We start from the raw sequence: 23,287 nt of genomic DNA, 5'->3' as shown, positions 1-23,287 counted from the left end.
TGTCGATGACCGGCAAGCCTACACCGGGCCATCCTCAGGCCCGTGTCAGGCCGGCGTGGCATCCTCAGGCGTCGAATTGCTTTTTTCGGGAGACAGCAACGTGAGATGGATCCATCGGCGGGACGCATTGGCCCTGTCGGCCGCCTGCGCCGCGTCCGCCCTGCTCGCCGCAACGGGCTGCGAGCAGAAAAACGTGCCCGCCGCATCCGCACCGACCCAGCCTTCACCCGGCAGCATCGAGATCACGCAGGCAGACATCGACTGGTTCCGCCGCAGCCGGGCCGAGTGGATCGACTGCGAATCGGGCGCGCCGGGCATGGTGCCGCCCGACATGTCGCTCGAACAGTACGAAGACCTGCTCGACGGCGGCAGCTCGCCGGCCTTCGACCGCTTCGTGAACGTGACCACCGCCTTCTTCCTGCATGCGAGCTTCGTCGCCGGGCACTACACCTTCGAGCCGCCCTTCGCGCAGCGCACGGCCTTCGACGTGACGGACGAGCACATCCGCCTGCTGCGGCGCGCGAACTGGCTCAGCTTCCTCATCGACTGCAAGCGCCCCTACGGCGACTTCACGCATTTCGAGATCGACATGGCCGACATCCTCGGCCTGCCGGTGACGAAGGACGCGAAGGGCTACGCGCAGATCGGCAAGGAGGCGGAAAAGCGCATGGACGCGCTGCATGCCGACATGCTCCCGACGCTGCAGGCGTACATCCGCTTCGCGCGGCTCAACCCCGGTCGCTACGTGGTGCCCGGGCGCGGCGTGGCGCAAACGGCGGGGCGGCCGCTGTGCCGGCCTGTGTCGGCCACGCGCCTTGCGATGTATCAGCGCGCGCTGGCGGCCGCTGGCCCGCGCTCCGATTCGCACCGCGTCGCCGCGCTCGACGAGGCCGCCAGGGCGCTGTTCGCGCTGGACTGAGCTGCTGTCACAGCACGTGCGCACAGTGCCGCGAGCGCCAGCCCGAAGGCCAGCGCGGCGGCGACTGTGCGCCAGAGATTCGCCGCGTTCCAGCGCGAGCGCGTCTGCGCCCAGTCGGATGGCAGCGCTTGCGGGTTCCATGACTCGGTGTAGACATTGAGCGGCAGGTTGACCTGCGCCGTGAACACCACGATCCCCAGGCCGTAGAGCACACCGGCCAGCAGCAGGCACCACCACCAGCCCTCGCGGCGCGCGGTCCATGCCGTGCCCACGGCCAGCGCGCACAGCAGCGGCGGGCCGAAGAAGAAGCCGAAGAACATCGCGTGCCGCACGTTGCGGTTCAGGCTCGACTGCACCAACGCGTAAGTGGCGCCGTCCATCTGCAGGGTGGCGAAGTTGACGTTGGCACTGTAGGTCCAGAAGAACCCGGCCATCACGCCCAGCCAGAAGATGGCGAGCGCATGGCACGCGAGCGACAACCAATGGGATGGACGCCCCCACCCGTACCGGCATCGATGTGCCACAGTGGAAGTGTCAGCAACCACTTGAACTGAAAGGGGCGTCCACCATGAAGATTACGACTGTTGGCATTGACCTGGCAAAGAACGTGTTCCAGGTTCACGCAGTGGATGAGCATGGCAAGGTCGCGTTGCGCAAGCAACTGCGGCGCGACCAAATGACGGCATTCTTCGTGAACTTGCCTCGGTGTCTCATCGGCATGGAGGCGTGCGGCAGCGCCCACCACTGGGCGCGAACCCTGCAGGGCTTCGGCCACACGGTTCGCTTGATGTCGCCACAGTTCGTCAAGCCGTATGTGAAGAGCAACAAGAACGACGTGGCTGATGCGGAAGCCATCTGCGAGGCCGTCACCAGACCCAACATGCGATTCGTGCCGGTGAAGAGCGTCGAGCAGCAAGCCGTGCTGTCGCTGCATCGCGCGCGCCAAGGCGTTGTCATCGCCCGCACGGCGCAGGCGAACCAGATTCGCAGCCTCCTGGGCGAGTTCGGCCTGGTCATCCCGAAGGGCATCTGCCACGTCGCCAAGCAAGTCCCCGAGCTGCTTGAAGACGCGAGCAACCAGCTGCCCGGAACGTTCCGCCGACTCATCGCTCGCCTAACCGAGCACCTCAAGGAATTGGACAAGCTGGTCGACGAGTTCGAGGACCAAATCAAGGTCTGGCATCGCAGCAGCGAGCTCAGCCTCCGGCTCGAGAAGATTCCCGGCATCGGACCGCTGGGAGCCAGTGCTCTGGTGGCCTCCATCGCGGATGCGAACAGCTTCGACAACGGCCGGCAGCTCTCGGCTTGGCTCGGCCTCGTGCCGAGGCAGAATTCGAGCGGAGGCAAGCCAACGCTCCTGGGCATCAGCAAGCGCGGGGACGTGTACCTGCGCACCTTGCTCATTCACGGCGCGCGCTCGGCCATTGTTGCGGCGCAGCGCAAGGCCGTGAACACCAACGTGTGGCTGGCGAGCCTGCTGAACCGACGACATCCGAACGTGGCTGCTGTGGCACTGGCCAACAAGAACGTGCGAACGGTCTGGGCACTGCTAGCCCATGGGCGGGAGTTCCGACCTAACTACGTGCCGCCGCAGCTCGCTGCGTAGCCGACCCAACCCATCAACACAGAAGGCAGGAGACTGAACCACCGATTGCTCAGGCAATCACGCAGTGATGGCAAAACAGGTTAGACCGTGGTTGGCGAAGCCCAAAACGTCCGGGGCACTCGGAGTGCGGACAACCGATAGAGGAGCCGACCAGCAAACCCCATCAGGGACAGCGGCGAAAAGCCGCAGCGAAAGTCCGAATGTACGGGTGCAATCGAACCTTCAAGTCATCATCAACTGAATGCCTGGCATATTTGGGGGCGTCCATGTACGGATCGTCGACGGGTGAAAGAACATGGCGGGGCTCCTCCTGCACAGAAAGGCCCTCACTGTCGGGCCGCTGGCGGCCCGGCGCCTTAACCGTCGATAAGCCCCATCTCGGCACGCAGCCGCGACAGCGACACGTCGGTCATGCCCAGGTACGACGCCAGATGGCGCAGCGGAATGCGGCCGGTCCATTCGGGGCGCTCGCGCAGCAGGGCCTCGTAGCGCTGGCGCGCCGTGCACTGCAGGAAGACCTGCTCGCGCCGCATCTTGTCGTCGAGCAGCCCGGCCAGTGCGTGCAACTGCAGCGCGGTCCACGAAGGCAGCGCACCCACCGAAGCCTGCAGCGCGCCATACGGAAGGCGCCAGACCGTGGCCGGCGTCAGCGCCGCGATGAAGAAGGCTGCTGATTCGCGCCGCATCATCTCGGTCACGGGCCAGATGAACGCGTCCTCGGCGTGGAAGTTCTTGTTCGACTCGCGCCCCTCGCTGTCGATGTAGAAGAGCCGCAGCAGGCCGCGCTCGACCCAGAATGCATGCTGCCAGGCGCTGCCGGCCGCCAGCAGGGTCTGGTGCGCGTCCAGCGGCTCGCTGCGCGCCTGGGCGACGAGTGCTGCCAGCGATGCCGGCGCCAGTTCGGGAAAGCGCCGCGCCAGCGCCTGCTGCCAATCGGACACGGCAGGCATCGCGGCAGCCTCAGGCGTCCTGTTCGGGCGCAGTCTCGGGCTTCGGCTTGCCCTTTTGCTTGCGCGCCGCCTTCTTTGCAGCACGCTCGGCGTCGGCACGCTGGCCATCGGCCAGCCACAGCGCGAACTCGTCGGGCGTTTCGAGCGTGACGCGCCCGAGGTTGCCTGCGCGGAACTCGTGCATCACGATCTCCGCCGCCTTCTGCAGGTTGACCTTGCCCTTGCCCAGCAGCGCGCCGCGCTTGCGGCCGATGGTGTCGAGCAGCGACTCGTCCTTCATGCTGGCCATGGTCTCGGCGTCGAGCTCCACGAGCTTGAAGCGCGCGGCCACGCCGGCGGCGTAGTGCATCTTGAGATAGTTGAGCAGTTCCAGCGCCACCTCTTCCTCGTCGAAGGCGTTGCGCCCCACCGCACCGCTGGCCGCGAGGTTGTAGCCGCTCTTGGGCACGATGATGCGCGGCCACAGCATGCCGGGCGTGTCCCAAAGATAGAAGTCGTCGGCCAGCGTGATGCGCTGTTCGAGCTTGGTGATGCCGGCCTCGTCGCCGGTCTTGGCCTTGCGCCCGCCGGTGAGCGTGTTGATGAGGGTGGACTTGCCCACGTTGGGAATGCCGCAGATCAGCACGCGCATGGGCTTGGCCATGCCGCCGCGGTTGGGCGACAGCTCATGGCAGGCCTTCACGAGCTGTTGCGCGGGCGTGGTCTGGCTCGCGTCCAGGCCGATGGCGCGCGTGGCGGGCAGCGCGTTGTAGTGCGCCAGCCAGAGCACGGTGCGCGCGGGGTCGGCCAGGTCCTGCTTGTTGAGCACCTTGAGCGTGGGCCGGCCGGCCGTGAGTTCGGCCAGCATCGGGTTGGCGCTGGAGCCAGGCAGGCGCGCGTCGAGCAGCTCGATGACCACGTCGATGTCCTTCACCCGTTCGGTGATGGCCTTCTGGGTCGAATACATGTGACCGGGGAACCACTGGATCGCCATCGATGGGCTCTTTCTTTCGCGCTGTCTGGCTGTCTGGGAATGGGGGGCCGCCGAGGGGGCCGGGTGCGCATTGTGAACCGGGAACCTGAACGGGAGCTTGTTGCTACGCTTTCGATAGCTGCAACCGGGCATTGTGCCTTCGCCTTCGGCTTGTTCGACCCTAGAATCCGCGCGCTGCCCCCGCAGCAATACCAACAACTCCGAGGGAAATCCATGCTCAAGCGCCTTGCCGCTGCCGCCCTGCTGGCAGCCACCGTCGTGCCCGTGTCCGTCGTCCATGCCCAGCGGCCCTCCCCGCCGCCCGGCCCGCTGGTCAGCGGCTTCCTGTGCTGCAACATGCGCACCTACGGCGACTCGATCAGCGACATCAACTACGACGAGCAGGGCACGCGCATCGTCGCGGTGGGCACGCCGGCGCGCATCACGGCCTACGACTTCCGCTGGTTCAGCCTGGACCTCGCCGGCAAGCCGCAGCGCATCAAGAACGACTACAGCCGCAACATTCCGCTGCCCGCGTTCGCGCAGCGCTACGTGGTGACCGAAGACCCGAAGCAGAAGATGGCGGCCTTCCCGCCCGCGGTCCGCGACGCCATCCTCGCCGGCAAGGTGATGCCCGGCATGACGCGTGAGCAGGTGCTGATGGCCATCGCCTACCCGGTGGCCAGCGAGAATCCGAGCCTCGATGCACCCGTGTGGCGCTATTGGCGCGACAGCTGGTCGGAGTTCCAGGTGCAGTTCGACGAGAAGGGCCTCGTGAAGGCGGTGGTGGGCGACCCTGTGGCGCTGAGCCGCGTGCTGGCGGCGGCGCCTGCGCAACAGCCTTAAGTTCTCGCGCATTGCGCGTGCCTTGCACACACGCGCAATCCCTTAGAGGGTTTTGCATCGCGGGGGCAGTTATCGCCCCTATGATTTGACCGAGTGCGGCGCCCGAGCGTCGGTCGAATCGAAAACCCTTTGATGGAGTTACCCGCGATGAAACCCGTCTCCGAACTGCTCAAGCGCCATGATTCCGCAGCATGGCGCACCTCCCCCGACACCAGCGTGTTCGACGCGCTGGCCACCCTGGCCCGCTTCGAGGTGGGCGCGCTGATGGTGATGGAAGGCGAGAAGCTGGTGGGCTTTCTCTCCGAACGCGACTACACCCGCAAGGTCGCGCTGCAGGGCAAGAACTCGAAGGAAGTGAAGGTGCGCGAGATCATGACGCCCGACGTGATGACCGTCACCCCGCAGACCCGCACGCGCGCCTGCATGACGCTGATGAGCCAGCGCAAGTTTCGCCACCTGCCGGTGGTCGACGGCGACAAGGTGGTCGGCATGATCTCCATCCAAGACCTGATGGACGACATCATCTCGGACCACGAGGCCACCATCGAGCAGCTGACCACGTACATCCAGAGCTGACCCGGCTCGCCGCATTGCGGACCCTGCCCGGCACATGGGTAGGGAACAGACCTACGTGCACCGCGGCGCTTCGGCGCGCAAAGTGGGCTTTCGTTCATCCATCCAGCAGGGACATTGCATGCAGATTCAGGTCAACACGAGCAACGGCATCACCAACAAGGACGCGCTGGAGCGTTGGGCCGACACCGAGATCAAGCAGCACCTGAGCCGTTTCGTCGAGGACGTGACGCGCGTCGAGGTGCATCTGAGCGACGAGAACCACGACAAGACCGGCGGCGGCGACAAGTGCTGCGTGATGGAAGCGCGCCTGGCGCACCACCAGCCGCTGGCGGTAACACAGCACGCGGCCAGCCTCGACGAGGCCTTCCGCGGCGCGGCCGACAAGCTCAAGCGTTTGCTCGACAACACGCTGGGCCGCCTTCACAACCACCGCGACCGCGGCTCGATCCGCACCGACCCGAGCTTTATCGCGGAGTAGCAGCAGCAGCAGCGCTGCGCCTGCCGCGTTTCGGCGGCTTCAGGCTGGGCGTCTCGGCAGGAACGAGCGGCGGGCGGTGGCCGCTGGCCATCCACTCGTCGTAGAAGTCGATCTTGCGGTCGACCAGCGACAGCGCCCGCTTCCACTCGGCGATGGTCTCGGTCACGCGCTCGCGGTGGGCCGCGAGCATGTCGCGCCGCTGGCGCAGCGTGACCTTGCCCTGCACCGCCAGCGCGGTGTATTCGCGCATCTCGGCAATCGACATGCCGGTGCGGCGCAAGCGCTCCATCAGGTCGAGCCAGCCGACGTGCAGCTCGACGTACAGGCGCCGGCCGCCCTCGTCGCGCGCCACGCCGGGCACGAGGCCCTGCGTTTCGTACCAGCGGATGGCGTGCACCGTGCGGCCGGTGCGCGTGGCCAGCTCGCCGATGTGAAAAGGCGTGCCCGTGTCAGCCGGCATGGGCGGCCGCCGTGGCCGAAGGCGCCTGCAGCGCCTCCTGGACCAGTGCGGTGTCGAAGTACTCGGTCAGCTCTTTCACCTTGCCTCCTTCGAGTCGGTAGACGTAGCAGTAGCGGTTGTTGTAGCGCTTGCCGGCCTTGGTGGGCACGTCGCCGCTGAACAGCACCACCACCCGGTCGCCCTCGGCAATGATGCGCTCGGTCTTGCTCACGTAAGGCCCCGCGAACTGCGCGAAGAGCGGGTTCAGCAGTTCTTCGCGAATCGCCTTCTTTCCCCGGTAGGTGCGCGACCATGGGGTGGTGCCTTCGAGCTTCCAGCTGGCGTCGTCGGCAAGGCTGTCGACGAAGACCTGGCCGTTGCCCTTGTCCAGCTCGTCGTGGATGCGCTGGACCAGGGCCTTGCTGTCGATCGTGTTCATGGCTTCATTTCCTTGTATTAGATGAATGAACCGGACATCCGGTGAATTCATTGGAAATGCTCGAGTGCACTCGAGGTCAAGCGCGCCATGAACACGCGGGCCGGTCAGCCCCTCTTCGCGTTCGCCATGCCCTTGGCGACTTCGTTCGCGCCCTGCGCCGCGCCGCTTTGCGGCACGGCCTCGCCTTCGCGCTCGGTCACTTCCGACAGGCGCGCCGCCAGCTGCTCGGGCGTGTCGGCGGCAATGCCCAGCCAGGCGCCCTGCGTCAGCGTGATGTGCGCGGCCTCGAAAGTGCCTGCGCCGGCGCAGAGGATGGTGCGGTTGGGCGCGTCCTGCGCGGCCAGCACCAGCATCGCGGGCACCACGGCCTCGGGGCGGAAGGCTTCGAGCATTTCCTTGGGGAACAGGTCCTCGGTCATGCGGGTGGCGGCGGTGGGCGCCAGGCAGTTCACGCGGATGTCGTTCTTCGCGCCTTCGATGCTCAGCGTTTGCATGAGGCCCACCAGCGCGAGCTTGGCCGCGCCGTAATTGCTCTGGCCGAAATTGCCGTACAGGCCGGTGGACGAGGTGGTCATCACGATGCGGCCGTACTTCTGCTCGTTCATGAGCGCCCAGACGGCCTTGGTGCAGTTCACGGCGCCCATCAGGTGCACGTCGACCACCAGCTTGAAATCGGCCAGCTCCATCTTGGCGAAGCTCTTGTCGCGCAGGATGCCGGCGTTGTTGACGAGGATGTCGACGCGACCCCAGGCATCGACTGCCTGCTTGACCATGGCCTGCACCGCCTCGAAGTCGGTGACGGATGCGCCGTTGGCAATGGCCTCGCCGCCGGCTGCCTTGATCTCGTCGACCACCGCCTGCGCGGCGCTCACCGAGCCGCCGGAGCCGTCGCGCGCGCCGCCCAGGTCGTTGACCACCACCTTGGCGCCGCGCGCCGCAAGTGCCAGCGCATGCTGGCGGCCCAGGCCGCCGCCCGCGCCGGTCACGATGGCCACGCGGCCCTTGAAGTCGATGTTGCTGCTGTTGTTACTCATGTCTCTCTGTCGCTTTCCTGGGGAGTTGCCGTTGTCCGGTTGCCGCTAAAGCGGCAGCGTGGCGTTTTACCCCAGAAAGGCCCACGACCCAGTCATGCGCGCGTCAGCCGGCGTCACCCTGCATCAGCCGGGAAGGGACGCGCGCACCTGCGCACAAAAGTCCACCAGCTGGTCGAGCTCGGCCGACTTGTCGAAGAAGGCATCGGCGCCCAGCTGTCGCGAACGCTCGCGCATGGCGGCGTTGGCGTAGTTGCTCAGCACGATCACCTTCTGGTGCGGCGCCCGGTGGCGGCAGGCGCGGATCACGCCCAGCCCGTTGCCGCGCCTCAGGAACAGGTCGACGATGGTCAGGTCCCAGTCGCCGGTGTGCTGGTGCAGCCAGGCCACGGCCTCCTCCTCGGTGCTGGCGGAGGCCACCACCTTGGCGTCAGTTACGTCTTCCAGGAATCCGACGAGGTTCTCGCGAATCACGGGGCTGTCCTCGACTAGATAGGCCTTGAAAGTCATGGGGAGGTCGCGAGGTCGGTGCTTGCGCGGTGCATGGAGGCATCCTCGCAGCCCCACGGCCGCGCGCGGTGAGCCATGCAGGCCAATGCCTGTAGGCCATCGGCCAGCGCCGCTGTCGGTCATCCCGTGCCTATGGGCGTCTGCCGAGCCCTGTTCCGGGCGTCGGCAACTGCTGAATGCCCTGCCGGGCGGCCTCAGCGTCCTGCACCGCCATCGCGCGCTCGAAGCCTGCGCGCGAGCTCAGGCGCTTCCAATACTGCTGTACCGCGGGGCCGCAGCGCTCGTGATGGCCCAGCACCCTGGCCAGCAGCAGCGCGTAGCCGATCGAGATGTCAGCCGCCGTGAACCGGCCGGCGCATGCGAAGTCTTGCGCCTCCAGCAACCTCTCGAGCGCCCGCAGGCGCACGAAAAAGAACTGGGCGTAGTCCTCCGCGGCCTGGGGCTGGCGGCGGTCCTCCGGCTCCAGCAGCGTGTAGCGAAGCACCAGGGTCTGCGGAAAGGTCAGCGAGGCCTCGCCGAAGTGAAGCCAGTTCAGGTAGTCCCCATAACCGGCCTCCTCGCGCTCCACGTTCAGCGAGGTGGGAGCGTTGATGCAGGCCAGGTACTGGCAGATGGCCGCCGACTCGGTCATGCGCGTTTCGCCGTCGACCAGCAGAGGCACCGTGCCCTGCGGGTTGATCTTGAGGTACTCGCGATGCAGCACCCGCGGCGGAAACGGCAGCATCTCCAGCCGGTAGGGAGCGCCGAGCTCTTCCAGCATCCAGAGAACGCGGAACGAACGTGCATTCGCGCAGTGGTAGAGCGTGATCATCGGATGGAGGGCTCGACGCCGGAAGTTGCCGCGCCGATGGTCGCACGCACATTCCGCGGCGCCTTGCGTCGATTGGCTGCGATGCGCGCAGCCAGTCGGCGCAAGTTTTCTTCCGCGCCGGCGAATAGCCTGCGGACTCTTGCGATAGCCGATCGCGATTGCGGAGTGTCCATGCCGTCCCTGAAATCGAAAACCCTCTTCATCACCGGTGCCAGCCGTGGCATCGGCAAGGCCATTGCCCTGAGGGCCGCGCGCGATGGCGCGAACATCGTGGTTGCGGCCAAGACGGCGACGGCCGACCCCCGCCTGCCCGGCACGATCCACAGCGCAGCCGAAGAAATCGGCGCCGCCGGCGGACAGGCCCTCGCGGTGGTGGTCGACGTGCGTGACGAAGCCCAGGTCCGCAGCGCCGTCGACGCCGCGGTGGAGCGCTTCGGCGGCATCGACATCCTGGTCAACAACGCCAGCGCGATCCACCTCGAGACCGTCGAGCGCACGCCGATGAAGCGCTACGACCTGATGTTCGAGATCAACGCACGGGGCAGCTACCTGTGCGCGCAGGCCTGCCTGCCGTATCTCGAGAAGGCGGCCAACCCGCACATCCTGACCCTGTCGCCGCCGCTGGACATGAACCCCAAGTGGTTCGCGCGCCATGCGGCCTACACCACCTCGAAGTACGCGATGAGCATGCTCAGCCGAGGCCTCGCCGAAGAGCTGCGCGGGCGCGGCATTGCGAGCAACTCGCTGTGGCCGCGCACCGTCATCGCCACCAGCGCCCTGCGCATCGCGGCGCCCGACGTGGCGGGACAGGCCCGCCTGCCGACCATCATGGCGGACGCCGCGTGGCACATCCTGACCCGGCCGAGCCGCGAGCTCACCGGCCAGTTGCTGATCGACGAACAGGTGCTGCGCGATGCCGGCGTCACCGACTTCGAGCCCTACCTGGTAACGCCGGGTGTCGAGCCGCTGATCGACTTTTTCGTGGAACCGTGACCAGGCCGCCGTGCCGCCCCAAGGAGACCAACGCATGCAAGCAGCCGACGCCGAACGCGCAAGCATCGCCCGTATTTCGCTCGCAGACGTCGTGCGGCGCAGCGCGAGGCGAGATCCGGACAAGATCGCAGTCATCCAGGGTGATCGACGGGTCACGTTTGCAGCGCTCGATGCCGCGAGCGAGCGCGTGGGCGAGGCACTGCGCGACCATGAACTCGCCGATCGCCGCATCGCGACGATGTGCGTCAATTCGATCGAGCACCTCGCGGCCATCCAGGCCATCCACAAGTCGGGCAACGTCTGGGTGCCGGTCAATGTGCAGCTCGATGCGGCCTCCATCGAGCATGTGCTGAGCCACGCCGAAGCCAGCGCGGTTTTCATCGATGCAGCGCTGTTCGAAGTGCCAGCGCTGCGCACGCTGGTCGAGCGCCTGGGCCTGCTGACGGTGGTGATCGGCGCACAACACCAGGCCACCGCCGGCACGCTGCATTTCGACGCGCTGGCATCGCGCCCGCCGGCGCAGCCGCTGGCCACTGCGCGTGGCGACGATGACCTCGCACTCATCATGTACACCAGCGGCACCACGGGAAAGCAGAAGGGCGTGATGCATTCCCATCGCTCGGTCCATGGCGCGCTGCTGAGCTGCGCGCAAAGCTTCGAGGCCACCGAGCGCGATGTCGTCGTCTCGGTGCTGCCGCTGTTCCATTGCGCCCAGCACGCCATCAGCACCGGCGCATTGATGGTCGGCGCAACGCTGTGGCTCGCCAACGGCTTCGATCCCGTGGCCATGCTGGCGGCGATCGGGCGCGAACGCATCACCTGGCTGTCGTGCCTGCCGATGATGTTCGATGCGCTGATGAAGCACCCCCAGCGCCAGCAAACCGACTTCTCGTCGCTGCGCCTGTGCATGTACGGCCTGGCGCCGATGCCGAAGAACCTGCTCGCGGACATCCGGCGCGACATGTGCCCCGACGTGCGCCTGGGCACCGGCCAGACCGAGATGTACCCGCCGACCATGGTCTACCGCGCGAGCGACCACCCGGACAAGGACGGCAACTGCTGGGGTGTGTCGGTGGCGGGTGTCGAGACCGCCGTCATGGACGACGACGGCCGGCTGCTCGGGCCGGGCCAGGTCGGCGAGATCGTCCATCGCGGGCCCAACGTCTTTCTCGGCTACCTCAAGGACCCGGAGGCCACCGCCGCGGCGCGCCGCTTCGGGTGGCACCACACCGGCGACATCGGCATGCTCGACGCCGACGGGCACATGCTGTTTCTCGACCGCAAGAAGGACATGATCAAGACCGGCGGGGAGAACGTTTCCAGCGTCAAGCTGGAGGCCGTGCTGCTCGCCCACCCCGCCGTCGGCGCCGCGGCCGTGGTGGGCCTGCCGCATCCGCACTGGGGCGAGGCGGTCGCCGCGTTCGTGGTCTTGCGCCGCAATGACGGCTCGTGCGGCGAAGACGAACTGCTGGCGTTCTGCAAGGAGCGCCTCGGCCGGTTCGAGGTACCCAAGTCGATCCGCTTCGTCGACGGGATGCCGATGACGCCGACGGGCAAGATCCAGAAATTTCAGCTGCGCACTGCTCACCTGGCGCTCTTCGAGTCCGGGGAAAGGTAGGCGCCGGGTCCGGCCACCGGGTGACGGAGCAACGCCAGACGCAGGCGTTGGCAATTCTCATGTTCATCTATCGGACAAAGCCATAGTTTCGGGAGATGGGTGCGCGAACAATGGATCGATTCATCGACCTGACGCGGGACCGCCGGGCGCCAGCCCGCCCCCCTGAAAGACCATGTTCTTCTACTTCCCCGAAAACTACCGCTGGTCTCTCGCCGTGCTCCGCGCCATCGCCGCGGGCGGACTGTTCGGCGAAATCGACTGGGCCTGCTCCCGCCTGAAAGACGCGGCGCGGGTACAGCCTTCCGGCGACGTGGAGGCCTGGCATCGCGCGTGGGGAGAGCTCGGGCGCCAGCTGGAGCAATCTGCCGCCGACGCCCTGTCGCGCGGCCATCGCGTCAGCGCCAGCGATTTCTCGTTGCGCGCCTCGGTCTATCACCAGTGGGCCGAGGGGCTGCTGGACCCCGACGACCCCCGCGCCGAACTTTCCTACGCCAAGCACCTGTCGTGCTTCGAGACCTTCGCGCGGAACCGCGACCCGGGCATCGAGCTGGTCGACATTCCTTTCGAGGGCAGCGTGATCCCGGCCTACCTGGTGCCCGCCGTGGGCCGCAGCGGCCCGGGGCCGGTGGCGCTCCTGTCCGATGGACTGGACGCCAACAAGGAAGAGATGTTCTACGTGGCGTTGAATCTCGCGCGGCGCGGAATCGCCACGCTCGCCTTCGACGGTCCGGGCCAGGGCTCGGCGCTGCGCGTGCATGGCCTGACCGCCCGCCACGATTTCGAGAAGCCGGTGACAGCCTGCGTCGACTGGCTCGTGCAGCGCCAGGACGTGGACCCTGCACGCATCGGCATGGTGGCGGCCAGCTGGGGCGGCTACTACGCACCGCGCGCCGTCGCGTTCGAAAAGCGAGTCAAGGCCTGCGCCGTGATGGGCGCGGTCTTCGACACGCATGCCTGCATGGTCCGGCGCGTCGGCTACGTGCCGGGCCAGGGCGCCACGCAACTGGGCAACAGCGCGCCACTGGGCACCACAGGCAAGCAAATCCTGCGAATCCTCGGCGTGCCCGACTGGGAAAACGCATTCCACAAGCTGGAGGATTTCCGCCTCGAAGGCGTGGCCGGCCGCATCGACTGCGACCTGTTCATCGTGCACGGCGCCAACGACCGGCATGCGCCGCCTTCGGAAGCCCAGCGCCTGCTGGAGGCGGTGAGTTCGCGCCACAAGCAGCTGCGCGTGTTCACCGAAGAAGAAGGCGGTGCAGCCCACGTGAACCTCGACCGGCCGGAGCCCGCGCTGAGCCTGGTCTGCGACTGGATGGCCGAACGCCTGCAGGAGACGGCACCCAATGACCACGCCTGAAACTTCCTGGATCGGTTGCGATGTGCGCGCCGAGGTGGCCACCATCCGGCTGCAGCGCGCGGAGGCCGGCAACCGGCTCACCAACGCCATGGCGCTGGCGCTGGCCGAAGCGCTGGATGCCGCGCGCGACAGCCGGGTGATCGTGCTGCGCGCCGAAGGCCCTGACTTCTGCCTGGGCCGCGAGATGGCGCCGCCGCCGCCCGGTGCCGGGGTCAATGCGGCCGACGTGCTGCGCGACGACGCGGGGCCAATCCAGAGGCTCTACGAGGCGTTCGGCCGCTGCCGCTCGCCGGTGGTCGGGATGGTGGCGGGCCGGGCATGGGGCATCGGAACGGTGCTGGCCGCGCGCTGCGATCTCACGCTGTGCGAGGAAGACAGCAGCTTCGCGCTGCGCGAACTCGAACGCGGCATTCCGCCCTGCATTGCCATGGCACCGCTGCTGGACCGCATGCCGGCCAAAGCGCTGGCGCACCTGGTCTTCGGCGCGGAGCCCATCGGCGCGCGCGAGGCGCTGGCTGCGGGAATCGTGGGCCGGGTCGTCGAGAGCGGTCGACTGCAGGCCGAGGGCGATGCCCTGGTGCAGCGCCTTCTCTCCTTCCCCGTGCCGGCCGTGCAAGCGGCGAAGCAGTTCCTGGCGACCGCGCCGCGCCACCACGAACCCAATGCAGTGCTCTACGGGGCGGGCCTGCTGGCCAACGTGCTGGGCTCGCGCTGAACGGCAGCGCCGGCGCGGCGCGGCGCGGCGAGGAAAACAAAAAAGGAGACATCACCATGCGACTTTCATTTCTTGCGCCCCTCATGGCCGCCTTCGCGCTGGCGAGCGCATGCGCGCCCGCCGCATCCGCCACCTACCCGGAAAAGCCGATCCGCATCCTTGTCGGATTTCCGGCCGGAAGCACCGGGGACCTGATCGTGCGCATCCTCGGGCCGCGCATGGGGCAGGCCCTGGGGCAGCCCGTGATCGTCGAGAACCGGCCGGGCGCGGGCAGCAGCATCGCCGCCGAAGCCGTGGCCCATGCCGCACCCGATGGCCACACGCTGCTGCTGAGCACCACCGCGAATGTCATCAACCCCAGCCTGTATCCGAATCTCCGCTTCAGTTTCGTCAAGGACCTGACGCCGGTGACGCTGCTCGCCGAAGCGCCCGCGCTGCTGATCGCGCGCGCCGACCTGCCCGCCCGCACGGTCAAGGAACTGGTTGCCGCGGCGTCCGAAGCGCCCGGCAAGTTCAGCTATGGCTCTTCGGGCAATGGCACCTTCACGCACCTCTACGGCGAGCTGTTCAACCAGTCGGCCCAGGTGCGCCTGACGCACGTGCCCTACAAGGGAGGCGCCCAGGCGCTGACCGACGTCATGGCCGGCCGGGTGGACCTGGCCTTCACGCCGGCAGCGCCGGTGATGGCGCAGGTCACCGCCGAAAAGGTCAAGGCGCTGGCGGTCATCGGCCGGCATCGCCTTGCCGCCCTGCCGCAGGTGCCGACCTTTGCGGAAGCCGGCATCGCCGGCTTCGACTCGGCACTCTGGTTCGGCCTGCATGCGCCCGCGGGCACGCCGGGCGCGGTCGTCGAACGGCTGTCCTCCGAACTGCAGAAAGTGCTTGCCGACCCCGAGGTCCGCCGGCAGCTGAGCGACCAGACCGTCGAGGCCGTCGCCAGCACACCGACCCAGTTCGCGAGCACCATCGCGAGCGAATCGTCGAAGTGGGCCAAGGTGATCGGCACCGCGGGCATCAAGATCGACTGACACGGCACGCCCGCACGGGCAAAGGAGAACGCACATGACTCTGGGCCACGAAATCCGGGGCAGCGGCCCCCAGCGGGTGATGGTCCTGCACGGCTGGTTCGGCGACCACGGCGTATGGGCGCCGACCTATCCGCTGCTGGACGGGAAAGCCTTCACGTATGCCTTTCCCGACTACCGCGGTTACGGCGCCTCCCGCGCCATCGGGGGCGAGCACACGATCGCGGAGATTGCCGCCGACAGCCTCGAACTCGCCGACCGGCTGGGGTGGGGGCGCTTCAGCCTGCTCGGCCATTCCATGGGCGGCATGGTGGCGCAGCGAGTGGCAATCGATGCGCCCGACCGCATACAGGCCGCCGTGTGCGTGACGCCGGTGCCGGCTTCCGGCGTACCGCTGCCGGCGGAGGTCGCGGCGCTGTTCGCATCGGCGGGCAGGAGCGACGAGGCGGCACTCGGCGTGATCGAGAGCTCGCTGGGCTCGCGCCTGACGCCTGCACTGGCCCGCTCGATCCTGGCCCACCAGCGCAGCACCTCCGAGCCCGTCGCCTTCGAGGACTACTTCGGCGCATTCTCGAAAACCGATTTCTCCGACAGGGCTGCGGGGCTGCGCGCGCCGCTGATGGTGCTGGTGGGCGAGCACGACGGGGGCGTGTCTTCCGACTTCGTGCAAGCCACCTTCCCCCGCATGTACCCGCACGCGCAGATCGAGACGCTGCCGAATGCCGGCCACTACCCGATGCTCGAAACACCAGCGTACCTCGTGACGCGGGTCGAAGCCTTCCTGCGGCAGCACGGCGGCGACTGAAGAAGCAGCCAGCCGCCTCAGGTCTTGCGCTTGCGCAGCAGCACCTCCACCGACTGCGTGGCACTGCGCAGCATCTCGGCCACCTGCTCGATGCGCCGCTGGCTCAGCCGCTGCGACAAGGCGGCAACGCTCAGCGCGCCCACGGCCTGCCCCATCGAATCCCTGAAGGGCACGCCGACCGCCTTGACGCCCAGGCTCACACGGTTCTGGATCACCGCGGCGCCCATGGCGCGCGTCTGCACACAGGCCTGCGCCAGATCCTGCGGCGACAACTTTCCGAAGGCCGCCAGGCTCGGCCCCACCCTTTCGATGATGTGGGCCCGCTCTTCGTCGTCGATGGCCGACAGAATCGCGAGCCCGCCGGCGCCCACGCCCAGCGGGCGCCGGCTGCCGACCTCGAGCACCAGCGCGCGGACGGGAAAGGCCCCCTCGCGGCGGTGCATGCAGACCGCATCGAAGCTGCTGCGCACGACCAGGTAGACGGTGTCGCCCGTCTCCTGCGCCAGCGTGCCCATCGCAGGGTCGCACAGGTCGCGGATGTCGTGCATGGTCGAGCCGGCCACACCCAGTTCGAATGCCAGGGGCCCGAGCTTGTAGCGCCGGAGCTCATCGTTGAAGACCGCCAGTCGTTCCGCGGCCAGCTGCCCCAGGATGCGATGCACCGATGGATGCGGGATCTGCGATTTCTCGGACAACTCGGTCAGCGCCAACCCGCGAGGGCCAGCGGTGGCCAGCAATTTGAGAATCACCACGCCTCGTTTCAGCGAGCCTGCATCGGAGGGCGTTTTCATGTTCGATTGATGGACAAACGACTGGTTTGAAGCGAGTCATTAGAAAACAATTCCCGCTGGAGCCATAGCGGCGCCCCGTCTATCGGACACCACTCTTGCCGAACGGCGGAGCGAGCGACGGAACCCAACGATCAAGGGCAGTCATGAAAAAGCACAGGGCGCTTTGCGGGAGGTTTGGATGAGCACGACGCAGGAACGCGCTCTGGCGCTGAAAGACAGGGTCGCCGTCGTCACCGGCGGCAGCAGCGGCATCGGCGCCGCCTGCGTGCGCGTGCTGGCGGACGCAGGAGCGACGGTCGTCATCGGCTACAACGAAGGTGCGGAGCGTGCACAGGCACTGCGCGCCGAACTGCCAGGCGATGACCACAGCACGCTGCGGATTCCGCTGACCGACAGCGCGGCGCACGCCGCCATGGCGGACACCCTGCATCGCAGCTTCGGCCGCGTCGACGTGCTCGTGAATTCCGCCGGCTTCACGCAGCGCATTGCGCACGGCGACCTGGATGCGCTGGCGCCGGCGCTGTTCGACGAAATACTCGCAGCCAACGTCGGCGGCCCGTATGCCATCACGCGTGCGCTCATGCCGCTGCTTAGTGCGTCCACCGATGCGGTCGTCGTCAACGTGTCTTCCGTGTCCGCCTTCACGGGCCTGGGCAGCAACATCGCCTACTGCGCGGCCAAGGCGGCGCTCGACACCATGACCGTGTCGATGGCAAGAGCCTTCGGCCCCGTGCGCTTCGTCAGCGTTTCGCCCGCGGCGGTCGACACCGATTTCGTTCGCGGGCGCAACCGCGACGACCTGCTCAAGAAGGCGGCCGCCACGCCGCTCGGGCGCATCGTCACGCCGCAGGACGTGGCGCTCGCCGTGCTGGCCTGCGTGACGCACCTGCGCACGGCCACGGGCACGCGGATCGTCATCGACGGAGGGCACAGCCTGTGACAGCCGGGCCCGACACGACCGCCCGCATGCTCGTGGAGCAACGCACCTATACCACCCATCCCGGCCAGTGGCGGGCCTACCTGTCGCTGTACGAGGCCAAGGGCCTGGCAATACAGCGCCGCATCCTCGGCCGCATGGTCGGCTACTACCGCACCGAAACCGGCCCGCTCAACCAGGTGATCCACATGTGGGCCTACGTGGACATGAACGAGCGCGCCGAGCGGCGGGAGCTCCTGATGGCCGACCCGGCATGGAAGGCCTACGTGGTGGAAATGCTTCCGCTGCTGCAGAGCCAGGAATCGAAGATCCTGCTTCCGGCGCCCTTCTTCACGCCCCGGTGGCAGGACTGACGACCGCATCGACTCGGAACAAAGGATGGAGACACCATGACAACGCTCGACTACCAGAGCGGATTCGGCAACCAGTTCGCCAGCGAGGCGCTTCCGGGCGCCCTGCCCGTCGGGCACAACTCGCCGCAGCAGGCGCCGCTGGGCCTGTATGCCGAGCTGCTGTCAGGCACGGCTTTCACGGCGCCGCGTGACCACAACCGGCGCACCTGGATGTACAGGAGGCGCCCCAGCGCCATGCACGAAGCCTTCGCGCGCATCGACGACGGTGACTGGCGCAGCGGACCATTCACCGAAGCGGAAACACCGGCCAACCGGCTGCGCTGGAACCCCTGGCCGATGCCGGCCGGGGACGCGGACTTCGTCGACGGCATGCTGACCATCGCCGGCAACGGCGACCCGCACGCGCAGACAGGCTCGGCAGTGCATGTCTATCGCGCGAACCGCTCGATGGACGGGCGCTACCTCGTGAACTCCGACGGCGAACTGCTCATCGTGCCGCAGCATGGCGCGCTGCTGCTCCATACCGAACTGGGCCGCCTGCACGTCGCCCCCGGCGAGATCGCGCTGGTGCCGCGGGGCATGCGGTTTCGCGTCGCGCTGCAGGAGGGCGAGGGCGAGGCGCGGGGCTATGTCTGCGAGAACTACGGCGCGCCCTTTCGCCTGCCGGAGCTGGGGCCGATCGGGTCGAACGGGCTGGCCAACGCGCGCGACTTCCTGGCGCCCATGGCGGCCTTCGAGGAAGACGCCGGCACCGTGCGCATCGTCAACAAGTTCATGGGCCACCTCTGGGAAGGCACGCAGGCCGGCACGCCGCTGAACGTGGTCGCGTGGCACGGCAACCTGACTCCCTGCAAGTACGACCTGGCGCGGTTCATGGCCATCGGCACGATCAGCTTCGACCATCCCGATCCGTCGATCTACACGGTGCTGACCTCCGGCACCGACACGCCCGGCGTTGCCAACTGCGATTTCGTGATCTTCCCGCCGCGCTGGCTAGTGGCGGAAGACACCTTCCGCCCGCCCTGGTTCCACCGCAACGTGATGAGCGAACTGATGGGGCTGGTGCGCGGCGTGTACGACGCGAAGGCCGAAGGCTTCGTGCCCGGCGGCGTGAGCCTGCACAACTGCATGCTGCCGCACGGGCCGGACGCCGCCACCTTCGAGCGGGCAAGCACGGCCGAACTCAAGCCGCACCGCCTCGACAACACGCTGGCCTTCATGTTCGAGAGCCGCCACGTGTTCCGGCCCACGGCGCAAGCGCTTGGAGCCGCCAATCTGCAGCCGGACTACGACGCGGTATGGCACGGGTTCAGGGCCGCCAAGGCCTGACGGAAAGAGACAACGACCATGACGGCTTTCACCCGGCGCGACTTCGTCGTCGCCACCGCCTCCGCACTCGCGCTGCAGCCCCCGGCTCGCGCGCAGAGCGACTACCCCAGCCACCCGATACAGCTTTGCCACGGATTCGGTGCAGGCGGCAACGCCGATGTCGTCTCGCGCCTGCTCGCGCAGAAGATGCAGGAGACGCTGAAGCAGCCCGTGGTCGTCGAGATCAAGAGCGGCGCGGGCGGCCTGATCGCCACGGACTTCGTGGCCAAGGCCCGGCCCGATGGCTACAACATCGTCATGCTCACCGGCGCGCACACGGTGTCGGCCGCGCTGCGCAAGACGCTGCCCTACGAACCGGTGAAGGACTTCGCATTCGTCTCGACCGTGACGAGCTTTCCCTTCGTCATCGCCGTGCGCGCGGAGCATCCGGCCAGGAATCTCGCGGAACTGCTCGCCACTGCGCGGCAGGCGCCGGAGCGGGTCACATTCACTTCCGTGGGCGTGGGCTCGACGCAGCACATGGTCGGGGAACTGCTGGGCGTCAGCGCCGGCGTCAGGCTGCTGCACGTGCCCTATCGCGGCGGCGGCGCACCGGTGCAGGCGGTGATCGCGGGCGACGTCGACATCCTGGCGGACACGCTGACCGTTGCAACGCCGCACATCCAGTCTGGCCGGCTGCGTGCGCTGGCGGTCACCAGCGCGCAACCCTGGCCGTCGATGCCGGAGGTGCCTGCCGTCGCGAGCGTGCTGAAGGGCTTCGAGATCCGCTCCTGGCTGGGACTCGCGGCGCCCGGTGGCACGCCGCCGCAGGCAATCGAGCGCCTTGATCGCAGCGTGCGAGCGGCGCTCGGCGACCCGGGCGTCAAGGCAACGCTGGCATCACTGGGCAGCGAACCCGCGCCCTCTTCGCCCGTCCAGATGAAGTCGATGATCGAACGCGAGATCAAGCGCTGGAGCGAGGTCGTCGCCCAGGCCGGGATTCCCCGGCAATAAGCCTCAGGCAGCGACCGCCATGCGGCCGCGCGCCATGCCCAGCCGCGCGGGCGAGACGTACTGCTCGCGGTAGATCTCGAAGGGCATGGTGTCGGCCGCCTCGATGCGCTTCTGCTCCTGGATCGACTCGGCAGTCATCTGCTCGAACTCGGCCTGCTGCGCGGCCGAGAACGGCAGGCCCAGCAGTGCGGCGCGGGTCTGCTCCGACTGGGCACGCACGAAGCCGATGAAGGAGTTGCCGTGGTCTTTCTCGATGGCCGCGAGCACGCGGGCGGAGGGCAGGCTGTCGGGGTTCTGCAGCGCGGCCCTGGCGGCGCGCACCGCATCGGCATGCGCCGTGCCGCCCTGCGCCGCGTCGAGCGCGGCGGCAATGGGCAGGCACTGCTCGACCAGCTCCAGGCCCCAGTCGGCCAGCGCCACTTCGCGTCCGTCGCGCTGCAGCTTCAGGCCCGGCTCGCGGCCGCGCGCGGCCGTGAGGTGCTGGTTGTGCGCGAGGTCGGCGATTTCCTGCGGCGTGTCGTCGGGGCTGTCGCTCAGCAGGCAGTGCAGCAGGAACACGTCGATGAAGCGCATGGTCTGCGCGTTGATGCCGACGGTCTCGAAGGGGTCGAGGTCCATCAGGCGCACTTCGACGTATTCCACACCGCGCTCGCGCAGCGCATGCAGCGGACGCTCGCCGGGGTTGATCACGCGCTTGGGGCGGATGGTGCCGTAGAACTCGTTCTCGATCTGCAGCAGGCTGGTGCCCAGCTGGTTGTAGTCGCCGCCGAGGTTGCGGATGCCGATGGATTCGTAGGCCGGCCACGGGCGCGTGAGCGCGTCCTGCAGCGAGGCGCCGTAGCCGTCGAGGCTGTTGTAGCTCACGGCCAGCGAGGCCTGCGCGTCGCTCTGGTAGCCCAGGCGGCCCATGCGCAGCGAGGTGCCGTGCGGCATGAACATGCTGCCGTCGCCCAGCGGCTGCAGCTCGTGCGGGCGGCCCGCCACAAAGCTCGAACACAGGGCCGGCGAGGCGCCGAACAGGTACAGCAGCAGGAAGGCCTGGCGGCGGAAATTGCGAATCAGCGCGAAATACTGTTCGCTCGACACGTCGGGCAGCGACCAGTTGTAGTGAATGCCCGAGATGGTTTGCATGCGGCGGCCATAGCGGTGACTCAGGCCCATGCGGTAGACGCTCTTGGCGCGGCCCACGTTCGACGAGCCGTAGCGGCCGATCGGAATGGTCTCGTCGGTCGGCAGGCCGCAGGGCATGCTCGACACCCACAGGCGCTCGTCGCCCAGGCCGTCAAGCACGCGGTAGGTGAACTGGTGCACCCGCGTGAGCTCTTCGAGCGCCGATTCGACGTTCGCATGCACGCCCGTAATGAGTTCGAGCTGCGATTCGCTGAAGTCGGTCGTGATGTGCGGATGCGTGAGCGCGGAGCCCAGGGCCACGGGATGCGGCGTCAGCGCGAGCTTGCCGTCCGGCAGAGCGCGCAGGCTTTCCTTCTCGATGCCACGCCGCATGCCCTGGAGGCGTGCGGCTGAAAGTGCACCCAACCTCTCCAGCAATCTGTTGCTCATATTGTTATGACCCATCAATCTTCTGAGGGGCTGGAAGGTAGCACGGGCACGCGGGCATTGCTCGTGCAGGGAATCCCGAGGCAGGCTACCCTGTGGTTCGCTATGTTTTTGATAGCTATCTGCATAGACGATGCGCCAGTGAACGGCCCCGATGGCTGATGAATTTCAGGCCTTGGCGCGCCCGGCCGACAGGTCGATCTCGTCCGACTGGTAGACGTGTATCTCCGGCGTGCCGTCGGCCATGGCCGCCAGCGCCTTGCCGAAGGCGCGCGAGGCGTCCACGCGAAAATGCGTCTGCAGCGCGGCCATGTCGCTCCAGCGCTCCACGAAGGTCAGTCGCAGCGGGTCCTGCACGTCGGTCGTGACTTCATGCGAAATGCAGCCGGCTTCGGTGCGCGAGCGCAGCACGTGCTCGGTGCTGATGGCGAGCATGGCCTGCAGGGTGTCGGGCTTTGCCAGGGCGTGTCCGATGACCAGGATCATTTTCTTGTCTCCTTCGACGAAGTTCAGCCGAGCACCCGCAGCAGGAAGCGGTTGAGGTCGGCGATTTCTTCCATGCACACCGAGTGCGCCATCGTGTATTCGTGCCACTCGACGGTATAGCCCAAGGCGGCCAGCGCGTCGCGCGAGCGCATCGCCGCGGCAAGGGGCACCACGGGGTCTTGCCGGCCATGGGCGAGGAACACGGGCGTTTCGTGGTTGGCCGCGTGGCGTTCGGCCGCAGTGGTGGCCGCGATCGGCAGGTAGCCGGAGAGGCCGACGATGCCGGCCAGCCGCTCGGTGTGGCGCAGGCCGGTCATGAGCGCCATCGCGCAGCCCTGCGAGAAGCCGGCCACCACGATGCGCTCGGCGGCGATGCCGCGGGCTTTTTCACTGGCGATGATCGCCTCGATGGTCGCCTGCGAGCGGCGCAGTCCGGCCTCGTCTTCCTGCGCTGCCAGGTCGGGCAAGGCGATGTCGTACCAGGCCGGCATCTGGTAGCCGCCGTTGATGGTCACGGGCATGACCGGCGCATTGGGGAACACGAAGCGCACCGGGCCCACGGCCGAAAGCTCAAGTTCGTTGGCAATGGGCACGAAGTCGTTGCCGTCGGCGCCGAGGCCGTGCATCACGATCACCGTGGCGGTGGGGTTGGGGGCGGTTTCGATCTCGATGGGAGGACGGGACATGGTCGGGCAAAGGTATTCAGGAACGCGGATGACCGCACCTTAGCGCATCCGGGGCCTGCCCAAGGCACGGAAACGGCCGGTT

At 67.6% G+C, this 23,287-nt stretch carries 27 protein-coding genes; 15 read left to right on the top strand and 12 right to left on the bottom strand.

Annotation, left to right across the window (positions count from 1 at the left end):
• The first annotated feature begins 100 nt into the window (after positions 1-100).
• Positions 101-919, top strand: a complete 819-nt coding sequence (locus ACTG4X_RS12125; protein WP_143696814.1) for a hypothetical protein — start codon at positions 101-103, stop codon at positions 917-919.
• Here the strand turns inward: ACTG4X_RS12125 and ACTG4X_RS12120 are convergent.
• On the bottom strand, positions 826-1,398 hold the full coding sequence (locus ACTG4X_RS12120; RefSeq protein WP_440533884.1) for an anthrone oxygenase family protein: 573 nt from the start codon (positions 1,396-1,398) through the stop codon (positions 826-828). The genes ACTG4X_RS12125 and ACTG4X_RS12120 overlap by 94 nt on opposite strands.
• An 89-nt stretch (positions 1,399-1,487) precedes the next feature.
• Between ACTG4X_RS12120 and ACTG4X_RS12115 the strand changes: the two genes are divergently transcribed.
• Positions 1,488-2,525, top strand: a complete 1,038-nt coding sequence (locus ACTG4X_RS12115) for an IS110 family transposase (RefSeq protein WP_097197991.1) — start codon at positions 1,488-1,490, stop codon at positions 2,523-2,525.
• Positions 2,526-2,881: 356 nt separating this feature from the next.
• On the opposite strand, the gene ACTG4X_RS12110 is transcribed toward ACTG4X_RS12115, so the two are convergent.
• Positions 2,882-3,475, bottom strand: coding sequence for a Crp/Fnr family transcriptional regulator (locus ACTG4X_RS12110; RefSeq protein WP_097199553.1), 594 nt, complete (start codon positions 3,473-3,475; stop codon positions 2,882-2,884).
• 10 nt (positions 3,476-3,485) lie between these two features.
• Entirely contained in the window at positions 3,486-4,448 is a 963-nt protein-coding gene (gene ylqF / locus ACTG4X_RS12105) for a ribosome biogenesis GTPase YlqF (protein ID WP_093059163.1), read from the bottom strand.
• Positions 4,449-4,661: 213 nt separating this feature from the next.
• On the opposite strand from ylqF, the gene ACTG4X_RS12100 reads away from it, so the two are divergent.
• The 3 genes from ACTG4X_RS12100 to ACTG4X_RS12090 all read left to right on the top strand — a co-directional run bounded on the left by ACTG4X_RS12100 (position 4,662) and on the right by ACTG4X_RS12090 (position 6,327).
• A complete protein-coding gene (locus tag ACTG4X_RS12100; protein WP_093177794.1) occupies positions 4,662-5,273 on the top strand; it encodes a cell envelope protein SmpA in 612 nt (203 codons plus the stop codon).
• Between the two features lie 147 nt (positions 5,274-5,420).
• A complete protein-coding gene (locus ACTG4X_RS12095; protein ID WP_093059159.1) occupies positions 5,421-5,849 on the top strand; it encodes a CBS domain-containing protein in 429 nt (142 codons plus the stop codon).
• Between the two features lie 118 nt (positions 5,850-5,967).
• A complete protein-coding gene (locus ACTG4X_RS12090; RefSeq protein ID WP_093059157.1) occupies positions 5,968-6,327 on the top strand; it encodes an HPF/RaiA family ribosome-associated protein in 360 nt (119 codons plus the stop codon).
• On the opposite strand, the gene ACTG4X_RS12085 is transcribed toward ACTG4X_RS12090, so the two are convergent.
• The 5 genes from ACTG4X_RS12085 to ACTG4X_RS12065 all read right to left on the bottom strand — a co-directional run bounded on the left by ACTG4X_RS12085 (position 6,314) and on the right by ACTG4X_RS12065 (position 9,557).
• Positions 6,314-6,787 carry a MerR family transcriptional regulator gene (locus ACTG4X_RS12085; protein WP_093059155.1) on the bottom strand — a complete coding sequence of 158 codons (474 nt, stop codon included), beginning with the start codon at positions 6,785-6,787 and terminating at the stop codon, positions 6,314-6,316. The genes ACTG4X_RS12090 and ACTG4X_RS12085 overlap by 14 nt on opposite strands.
• The gene (locus tag ACTG4X_RS12080) at positions 6,777-7,205 is read right to left on the bottom strand and encodes a nuclear transport factor 2 family protein (protein WP_097199554.1); all 429 of its coding nucleotides are present in this window, start codon (positions 7,203-7,205) and stop codon (positions 6,777-6,779) included. Before ACTG4X_RS12080 ends, ACTG4X_RS12085 begins: the two co-directional genes overlap by 11 nt.
• A gap of 104 nt (positions 7,206-7,309) precedes the next feature.
• Positions 7,310-8,239 carry an SDR family NAD(P)-dependent oxidoreductase gene (locus ACTG4X_RS12075; RefSeq protein ID WP_097199555.1) on the bottom strand — a complete coding sequence of 310 codons (930 nt, stop codon included), beginning with the start codon at positions 8,237-8,239 and terminating at the stop codon, positions 7,310-7,312.
• A gap of 123 nt (positions 8,240-8,362) precedes the next feature.
• Positions 8,363-8,746 (bottom strand): response regulator, encoded by a 384-nt coding sequence (locus tag ACTG4X_RS12070; RefSeq protein ID WP_093059150.1) that lies wholly within the window; start codon positions 8,744-8,746, stop codon positions 8,363-8,365.
• Positions 8,747-8,876: 130 nt separating this feature from the next.
• A complete protein-coding gene (locus ACTG4X_RS12065) occupies positions 8,877-9,557 on the bottom strand; it encodes a glutathione S-transferase family protein (RefSeq protein ID WP_097199556.1) in 681 nt (226 codons plus the stop codon).
• A 171-nt stretch (positions 9,558-9,728) separates the two neighbouring features.
• Here ACTG4X_RS12065 and ACTG4X_RS12060 point away from each other — a divergent pair, with 171 nt between their 5' ends.
• From ACTG4X_RS12060 to ACTG4X_RS12035, 6 genes are all read left to right on the top strand, one after another.
• On the top strand, positions 9,729-10,550 hold the full coding sequence (locus ACTG4X_RS12060; RefSeq protein WP_097199557.1) for an SDR family oxidoreductase: 822 nt from the start codon (positions 9,729-9,731) through the stop codon (positions 10,548-10,550).
• A gap of 34 nt (positions 10,551-10,584) precedes the next feature.
• Positions 10,585-12,168: a class I adenylate-forming enzyme family protein gene (locus tag ACTG4X_RS12055; RefSeq protein ID WP_097200854.1), complete on the top strand. Its 1,584-nt coding sequence runs from the start codon at positions 10,585-10,587 to the stop codon at positions 12,166-12,168.
• A 172-nt stretch (positions 12,169-12,340) separates the two neighbouring features.
• Complete coding sequence (locus tag ACTG4X_RS12050) at positions 12,341-13,528, top strand: alpha/beta hydrolase family protein (RefSeq protein WP_097199558.1); 1,188 nt, start codon at positions 12,341-12,343, stop codon at positions 13,526-13,528.
• A complete protein-coding gene (locus ACTG4X_RS12045) occupies positions 13,515-14,243 on the top strand; it encodes an enoyl-CoA hydratase/isomerase family protein (protein WP_097199559.1) in 729 nt (242 codons plus the stop codon). The genes ACTG4X_RS12050 and ACTG4X_RS12045 overlap by 14 nt, the downstream gene beginning before the upstream one ends.
• A gap of 56 nt (positions 14,244-14,299) precedes the next feature.
• Complete coding sequence (locus ACTG4X_RS12040) at positions 14,300-15,271, top strand: tripartite tricarboxylate transporter substrate binding protein (protein WP_097199560.1); 972 nt, start codon at positions 14,300-14,302, stop codon at positions 15,269-15,271.
• Between the two features lie 34 nt (positions 15,272-15,305).
• Positions 15,306-16,073 carry an alpha/beta fold hydrolase gene (locus tag ACTG4X_RS12035; RefSeq protein WP_097199561.1) on the top strand — a complete coding sequence of 256 codons (768 nt, stop codon included), beginning with the start codon at positions 15,306-15,308 and terminating at the stop codon, positions 16,071-16,073.
• A gap of 17 nt (positions 16,074-16,090) precedes the next feature.
• Here ACTG4X_RS12035 and ACTG4X_RS12030 read toward each other — a convergent pair whose 3' ends face one another.
• Entirely contained in the window at positions 16,091-16,864 is a 774-nt protein-coding gene (locus tag ACTG4X_RS12030) for an IclR family transcriptional regulator (protein WP_097199562.1), read from the bottom strand.
• Between the two features lie 178 nt (positions 16,865-17,042).
• Between ACTG4X_RS12030 and ACTG4X_RS12025 the strand changes: the two genes are divergently transcribed.
• Genes ACTG4X_RS12025 through ACTG4X_RS12010 form a run of 4 tightly spaced genes read left to right on the top strand, consistent with a single transcriptional unit; the run spans position 17,043 to position 20,476 of the window.
• Positions 17,043-17,804, top strand: coding sequence for an SDR family NAD(P)-dependent oxidoreductase (locus tag ACTG4X_RS12025; protein WP_097199563.1), 762 nt, complete (start codon positions 17,043-17,045; stop codon positions 17,802-17,804).
• A complete protein-coding gene (locus ACTG4X_RS12020; RefSeq protein ID WP_256329654.1) occupies positions 17,801-18,154 on the top strand; it encodes an NIPSNAP family protein in 354 nt (117 codons plus the stop codon). Before ACTG4X_RS12025 ends, ACTG4X_RS12020 begins: the two co-directional genes overlap by 4 nt.
• Positions 18,155-18,190: 36 nt before the next feature.
• Positions 18,191-19,483 (top strand): homogentisate 1,2-dioxygenase, encoded by a 1,293-nt coding sequence (hmgA, locus tag ACTG4X_RS12015; protein WP_097199564.1) that lies wholly within the window; start codon positions 18,191-18,193, stop codon positions 19,481-19,483.
• Positions 19,484-19,501: 18 nt separating this feature from the next.
• Positions 19,502-20,476, top strand: coding sequence for a Bug family tripartite tricarboxylate transporter substrate binding protein (locus tag ACTG4X_RS12010; RefSeq protein WP_097199565.1), 975 nt, complete (start codon positions 19,502-19,504; stop codon positions 20,474-20,476).
• Positions 20,477-20,479: 3 nt separating this feature from the next.
• Here ACTG4X_RS12010 and gshA read toward each other — a convergent pair whose 3' ends face one another.
• From gshA to ACTG4X_RS11995, 3 genes are all read right to left on the bottom strand, one after another.
• Positions 20,480-22,036 (bottom strand): glutamate--cysteine ligase, encoded by a 1,557-nt coding sequence (gshA, locus tag ACTG4X_RS12005; RefSeq protein WP_093177803.1) that lies wholly within the window; start codon positions 22,034-22,036, stop codon positions 20,480-20,482.
• Between the two features lie 165 nt (positions 22,037-22,201).
• Positions 22,202-22,519, bottom strand: coding sequence for a putative quinol monooxygenase (locus ACTG4X_RS12000; RefSeq protein ID WP_093059133.1), 318 nt, complete (start codon positions 22,517-22,519; stop codon positions 22,202-22,204).
• A 23-nt stretch (positions 22,520-22,542) separates the two neighbouring features.
• A complete protein-coding gene (locus ACTG4X_RS11995; RefSeq protein ID WP_093059132.1) occupies positions 22,543-23,205 on the bottom strand; it encodes an alpha/beta hydrolase in 663 nt (220 codons plus the stop codon).
• Positions 23,206-23,287 lie beyond the last annotated feature (82 nt).

This window comes from Variovorax sp. YR566 (assembly GCF_051992195.1).
Lineage (GTDB): Bacteria > Pseudomonadota > Gammaproteobacteria > Burkholderiales > Burkholderiaceae_C > Variovorax.
Note: the sequence above shows the minus strand (reverse complement) of the source record. Positions and strands in the feature narration are given on the sequence as shown.

Excerpts from the sequence above, each read along its gene's own strand:
- ACTG4X_RS12115 (WP_097197991.1), top strand. The coding sequence starts at position 1,488 with ATGAAGATTACGACTGTTGGCATTGACCTGGCAAAGAACGTGTTCCAG.
- ACTG4X_RS12110 (WP_097199553.1), bottom strand. The coding sequence starts at position 3,475 with ATGCCTGCCGTGTCCGATTGGCAGCAGGCGCTGGCGCGGCGCTTTCCC.
- ylqF (WP_093059163.1), bottom strand. The coding sequence starts at position 4,448 with ATGGCGATCCAGTGGTTCCCCGGTCACATGTATTCGACCCAGAAGGCC.
- ACTG4X_RS12100 (WP_093177794.1), top strand. The coding sequence starts at position 4,662 with ATGCTCAAGCGCCTTGCCGCTGCCGCCCTGCTGGCAGCCACCGTCGTG.
- ACTG4X_RS12095 (WP_093059159.1), top strand. The coding sequence starts at position 5,421 with ATGAAACCCGTCTCCGAACTGCTCAAGCGCCATGATTCCGCAGCATGG.
- ACTG4X_RS12090 (WP_093059157.1), top strand. The coding sequence starts at position 5,968 with ATGCAGATTCAGGTCAACACGAGCAACGGCATCACCAACAAGGACGCG.
- ACTG4X_RS12085 (WP_093059155.1), bottom strand. The coding sequence starts at position 6,787 with ATGCCGGCTGACACGGGCACGCCTTTTCACATCGGCGAGCTGGCCACG.
- ACTG4X_RS12080 (WP_097199554.1), bottom strand. The coding sequence starts at position 7,205 with ATGAACACGATCGACAGCAAGGCCCTGGTCCAGCGCATCCACGACGAG.
- ACTG4X_RS12075 (WP_097199555.1), bottom strand. The coding sequence starts at position 8,239 with ATGAGTAACAACAGCAGCAACATCGACTTCAAGGGCCGCGTGGCCATC.
- ACTG4X_RS12070 (WP_093059150.1), bottom strand. The coding sequence starts at position 8,746 with ATGACTTTCAAGGCCTATCTAGTCGAGGACAGCCCCGTGATTCGCGAG.
- ACTG4X_RS12065 (WP_097199556.1), bottom strand. The coding sequence starts at position 9,557 with ATGATCACGCTCTACCACTGCGCGAATGCACGTTCGTTCCGCGTTCTC.
- ACTG4X_RS12060 (WP_097199557.1), top strand. The coding sequence starts at position 9,729 with ATGCCGTCCCTGAAATCGAAAACCCTCTTCATCACCGGTGCCAGCCGT.
- ACTG4X_RS12055 (WP_097200854.1), top strand. The coding sequence starts at position 10,585 with ATGCAAGCAGCCGACGCCGAACGCGCAAGCATCGCCCGTATTTCGCTC.
- ACTG4X_RS12050 (WP_097199558.1), top strand. The coding sequence starts at position 12,341 with ATGTTCTTCTACTTCCCCGAAAACTACCGCTGGTCTCTCGCCGTGCTC.
- ACTG4X_RS12045 (WP_097199559.1), top strand. The coding sequence starts at position 13,515 with ATGACCACGCCTGAAACTTCCTGGATCGGTTGCGATGTGCGCGCCGAG.
- ACTG4X_RS12040 (WP_097199560.1), top strand. The coding sequence starts at position 14,300 with ATGCGACTTTCATTTCTTGCGCCCCTCATGGCCGCCTTCGCGCTGGCG.
- ACTG4X_RS12035 (WP_097199561.1), top strand. The coding sequence starts at position 15,306 with ATGACTCTGGGCCACGAAATCCGGGGCAGCGGCCCCCAGCGGGTGATG.
- ACTG4X_RS12030 (WP_097199562.1), bottom strand. The coding sequence starts at position 16,864 with ATGAAAACGCCCTCCGATGCAGGCTCGCTGAAACGAGGCGTGGTGATT.
- ACTG4X_RS12025 (WP_097199563.1), top strand. The coding sequence starts at position 17,043 with ATGAGCACGACGCAGGAACGCGCTCTGGCGCTGAAAGACAGGGTCGCC.
- hmgA (WP_097199564.1), top strand. The coding sequence starts at position 18,191 with ATGACAACGCTCGACTACCAGAGCGGATTCGGCAACCAGTTCGCCAGC.
- ACTG4X_RS12010 (WP_097199565.1), top strand. The coding sequence starts at position 19,502 with ATGACGGCTTTCACCCGGCGCGACTTCGTCGTCGCCACCGCCTCCGCA.
- gshA (WP_093177803.1), bottom strand. The coding sequence starts at position 22,036 with ATGAGCAACAGATTGCTGGAGAGGTTGGGTGCACTTTCAGCCGCACGC.
- ACTG4X_RS12000 (WP_093059133.1), bottom strand. The coding sequence starts at position 22,519 with ATGATCCTGGTCATCGGACACGCCCTGGCAAAGCCCGACACCCTGCAG.
- ACTG4X_RS11995 (WP_093059132.1), bottom strand. The coding sequence starts at position 23,205 with ATGTCCCGTCCTCCCATCGAGATCGAAACCGCCCCCAACCCCACCGCC.